Origin of the sequence: Cellulomonas sp. NPDC089187 (assembly GCF_040685135.1) — a bacterium.
GTDB lineage: Bacteria > Actinomycetota > Actinomycetes > Actinomycetales > Cellulomonadaceae > Cellulomonas.
Map to the genome: position 1 here is coordinate 1 of NZ_JBFBHI010000007.1, position 4844 is coordinate 4844.

3 protein-coding genes are annotated in these 4844 nt (G+C 70.2%); all 3 read right to left on the reverse strand.

Going from position 1 to position 4844, the window contains the following annotated elements:
- A partial coding sequence (locus tag AB0N78_RS14530) for a hypothetical protein (protein ID WP_363391738.1) occupies positions 1-1889 on the reverse strand: 1889 nt, incomplete at its 3' end.
- Between the two features lie 212 nt (positions 1890-2101).
- On the reverse strand, positions 2102-3424 hold the full coding sequence (locus AB0N78_RS14535) for a sigma-70 family RNA polymerase sigma factor (RefSeq protein WP_363391741.1): 1323 nt from the start codon (positions 3422-3424) through the stop codon (positions 2102-2104).
- A gap of 58 nt (positions 3425-3482) precedes the next feature.
- The coding region (locus tag AB0N78_RS14540; RefSeq protein WP_363391744.1) for an Ig-like domain-containing protein at positions 3483-4844 on the reverse strand (1362 nt) is incomplete at its 5' end.

A 4844-nucleotide genomic window follows, 5' to 3' on the forward strand; every position in this document is an offset into this window, starting at 1 on the left:
AGCACCGGCTGAGCGGTCATCGTGTACCGCTCACCGGGCAAACCGAAGAGCGACGGCCAGGACAGATCCACCGACACCTCGGTGTCCAACGCCCGCGCCTTGGAGCCGAGGCTGGACGTGTCCATCGTCTCCGGCACGAACCCGGACTTGGTCAGCGGAGTCTGGTCGGACTGCACCTGCCAGAACACCGGCAGCGGTGCACCAGTGGCCAACGGCTTGTCCGTCCGGGTCATCCCGAGCGCAAAGAAGATGGTCGACGGCGCGGACACACTGTCGTAGGCGAACCGCACCGCGTTCACCTGGGAGAGCCCACCGGCACCCTCCACGGTGGACGACCATTGCGCCCCACCACTGCCGTAAGCACCGCAGGTGACGTCCCGGCGCTGAGCATCGGTGCTCACGTCCAGGTGGGCGTACTCCAACGAGCTAGCGGCGAGCCGGTCGGAGGTCAGGTCGCCCACTGACATCTGGGACTCATCCCAGACCGCGCAGAGCGACATATTCGTGTAGGGCGTCCCCGAGCCGGAGGCGTTCGTGACCAGGCCCCCGAATCGGAGGGTCTGCCCCCGGCGCATCGGGGCGTCCCCGGAGGTGGTGGACGTCGCTCCCTCTGGCGGAACCGAGTTCCAGTCCAGGACGCCGTCCTCCGCGAAGGTGTGGCTCAATCCCAAACCGAGGGTGTTGGCCGTGGAGGCCGAGAAGGTCAGCTGGTTCAGGCCGTGCACGCCGGCAGCGCCCGGCTCTTGGCCCTCCGCGTACCCACTCCCGTAGTTGGACTGGCCCGAGACCGACTGGGGGTCAAACCCGGTGAGCGGGATGGAGAACTGCCGGTCGGCCGCATCCTCCGCCGGGATCCACACCTGCAACTCGTTGCCCGACACCAGGGCCCGGTCACTCGCCAAGGCCACACCGGCGACGTTGACCGTCGGGTAGCTACGCACGTCGGTGACCGCCCCGTTCACCGTGATCACGACCGGTTCACCCGGTGCGGACTGGGTGCTGGTCCACTGACCACGGCCCGGGACCGAGTTGGCCGCGGTCGAGGCACCGCCCGTGATCTTCGGGTAGACGCTCAAGCCACCGAGCAACGAGGAGCCGTCGTTCTGCCAGGTCGACGCGAGCAGCCGCGCTCCGGAGCTCACGGCGGACGGGTCGACATTGAAGCTGAAGCCATCCGCCAGGGGCTCGCCGCCGCGCACACCGCGCACCGGGTCGATCGGCTGATAGATGTGGATGCGGTAGACCGTGCGATATCCCGGCTCAGTACCGGTGGCTCCACCCTCGACGTACGACGTCGACCCGGCGGTGAGAAACAGGTCGAACTTGGGGGCGGCGGTGACGGTGACCTCGGCCGGGGCGGAGTCAGCGGTGCCCGCAGAGGTCAGCGCCGTGCTCAACACCTGACCGTTGTAGCCATAGTCGACCAGCGCCTTGACCTGATACGTCGAGGCACCCGTCGTCGGGTGCTGCCGGGTGCAGGTGATCGTCCGACCATCCGCCGAGACCGCGTCCACACCTTCCAGACACGCAGCCGCCGACTCAGCCACCACCCAGGACATGTTCTCCGGCAGCGTCTGGACCAGCGTCACGTCGCCCGCGGTGGCCACGGAGTAGCCCCACTGGTAGGTCACGTAGTCATGCGTCCGCACCCGACCGTTGGACGGCGAGGAGTCGTAGCCGGGCTCGTCGGAGGTGTCCCAGGAGTTGTCGAGGTTCGGCGTGCCGTCGGCGGTGACCTTGATCGTCAGACCGCTCGCCTGGCCGACCGCAGCGACTGCCGCCGTGGGGGTGACGGCGATCGACAGCACGAGCGCCGCCAGAGCCGCGATCACCGCCGCCACGCCGGTGCGCCGCCGAGGTCCGGGCCTGAGGCCCACGTGGGTGTCCATCCTGTGCTCCATCCGCATGACTGAGTCGTCCCGATTCGACTCACGTGCATCCAGACCGAAGAACGCAGATGTTCTTCGCTGGTTCGGAGGTGATCTGCATCACAGCGAAGGTCGCTCGAGTCGCCGAGGTCGCCTCAGGGAACCCGGGAGAACGGGGCGTCGAGTAAGGACTTCACCCCGGGTGGGTGAGAACCGTCCCCCGACCCGGGGACTCAGCGAGTCAGACTGAGGGTTGGCAGCGCGGCCACTGCGGGGTCGTCCACCCGGACCGCGAGCACCCCGTCGATCTGGTCCCCAGCGGATAGCGGCCCGATCCGCGGACAGGTCACGGTGGCACCGCGCCGGGTGCACGCCTGGTACTGGTCCTCAATGGTGGTGCCCGGACCCGCGGTGATGCTCAGCGTCAACGGACCCCCGGAGTCACCGGTGGCGGCGATCCGGAACGGCAGCAGGACCACCTCCCCAGCCTGGGCAGCGCTGAGCGTGGCACCGGGCAGCCACTGCGCGGAGGAGCCGGCCACCGTCGCCGGTCCGGAGATGGAGCGCGCGGGGCTGGGGACGACGGTGGTCACCGAACCCGGCGCGGCGGACTCGCTCTGGGCCAGCACCGCCGGCACCAGCAGCGCCGCCGTCAGCGATCCGAGGACCACCACGGCCGCACCCGCCTTGGCCCCGGCCGCCCAGGACAGGTGGTGCCACAGCCGCAGGCGTTGAGCGCGCAACCGCCACCAGATGCCGAGCAGCCCCAGCGCACCCACCCCGGCCACCCGACGCGGTCGACGCTGCTGCTCGACGTCCAGTGCCGCGACCCGCAGCTGGCATCCGGCGCAGGTGTCCAGGTGTCGGGCGGCGCGACCCACGATGCGCGGGCCGCCATTACCGGTCAGATACCGGGCGAGATCCAGCTCCGACGGATGAGCGGCGTCATCGGGTGCCGCGGGGATGTGCTGCGCCAACCAGGCGTCGAACAGCGCCCGCCGGGCCAGGTGAAGCCGTCGACCGAACGCACCCTCGCGCACGCCGAGCTCCTCGGCCGCCTCGCGGTAGCTCCGGCCCTCGATGTCGGCCAGCTCGATGGCACGACGGTCCAGTGGTCGCAGCATCGCGAAGGCACTCGACGCCAGCGTCCCATCGCTGCTGGCGATCACCTGATCCTCGACGGAGGGCACCCACAGGTCGTCGCGCGGGTCTGCCGGGCTGGGCAGTTCCGTCAGGTCACCGGTGGGGGTGCTCTGACGTGACCGGGACAGGGCGCGACTGGCCTGATGCCTCAGCGCGGTGAGCAGGTATGGCCGCACGGCCCCCTCCGGACCGCGTCCCCGTCGCAGGGCACCGAGCAGCGCCGCGAAGACCTCCGCGGTGGCGTCCTCCGCATCGGCCGCGTTCAGGTAGCGGGCAGCGCGGGTGCGCGCCCACTCCGCGTGCCGCCGGTAGAGCAACTCGAATGCGCCGGTGTCGCCATCACGTACCGCCCGGCACAGATCCTCGTCGGAGGGCATGACGACCGGATCGCGCGGCTCAGCGATGCTGGTCATCTCACTCCTCGGGGTACGGGAGACGGCGGGGTCGCGCTCGACCCCGCCGTCTCACCTGTCAGTGCTCGCCGCGTCGACGACGGACCGTGGCGGTCAGCCACCAGCCCAGGGCCAGCGCGAGGGCAGCGGCCAGCAGTCCACTGCCGACCTGGCCACCGGTGGTCGCCAGCACGCCGGAGCGAACCTGCGGCCCGGAATCACCAGGACCCTGCGGCGGCTCCTCGGTGTCGACCACGGGTGCCGGGGCGACAGTCACCGTGACCGTGGCGGTGACCCGCTGGCCGAGATCATCGGCGTAGGTCACCTCGAACCGGTCCACCCCGGTGAAGCCCGCGGCGGGGGTGTAGGTCGCGATGCCGTCGGCACCCAGCACCACGGTGCCATGCGCCGGCTCCGTGGCCTCGACCACCCGCACCGCCGACCCCGTAGCCAGCGCCAACACGTCCACCTGCACCGGGGTCTCGAAGGCCGTCTCGACCTCCGTGTCCCGTGCGGTCAGCTCGACCACCGTCAGGGTGATGGTCGCCTCGGCGGTCTGCCCGAAAGTGTCGACCACGGTGTAGACCACCGTGATGACACCGACGAACCCGCTGGTCGGCACCACCGAGATGGTCCCGTCCTCCGCCAGGGTGGCCTCGGCGTTCTCGGTCGGCTGCACCCCGGTCACGGTCCAGGGCGCGAGCAGGGCGTCACCGGTGTCGACGGCGGTGCCTGCCGGGTCCACGATCACTCCCGCGTCCACCGCGGTACGCAGATCGATGTTCGGCGGCATGGGCGCGGCGTAGACCGACACCACCAGGGAGGCACGGACCTCCTGCCCGACCGAGTCGGTGACGGTGTAGACCACGGTGTCCAGTCCGGAGTAACCCGGTGCCGGGGTGTAGCGGATCTGACCGGCCGCGGTGATCTCGGCGGTGCCGAACATCGGCTGACTCACCGAGGTCAGGGTGATCGCGTCGCCCTGGTCGTTGGCCAGCACATCGACCTCGACCGGCGTGGACTCCAGCGTGTCGACCGCGTCGTCGTTGGCGACCGGCGCGTCCACCACCTCGATGTCCAAGGTGACGGTCACGGTCTGGCCCACCGAGTCGGTCCAGGTCAGCGTCACCTGGTCGGTGCCGACGTAGCCCGCGTCGGGGGTGTACGTCACCGTGCCACCCGACACCGTCGCCGTGCCGTGCGCACCGTCGGTCGCGACCGACAGCACCAGAGCGTCACCAGTGGACACCAGGTCCACCGACACCGCGGTGTCCAGACCGGTCCGCACCGAGGCGTCCTCACCGGTCGGGCGAGCCACCACCGTCACGGTCACATTCGCCGTCGCGGACTGACCCGCGGCGTCGGTGATCGTGTACGTGAAGGTGTCCGTGCCGGAGAAGTCAGCGTTCGGGGTGTAGGTGATCGTGCCGTCAGTGTTCAC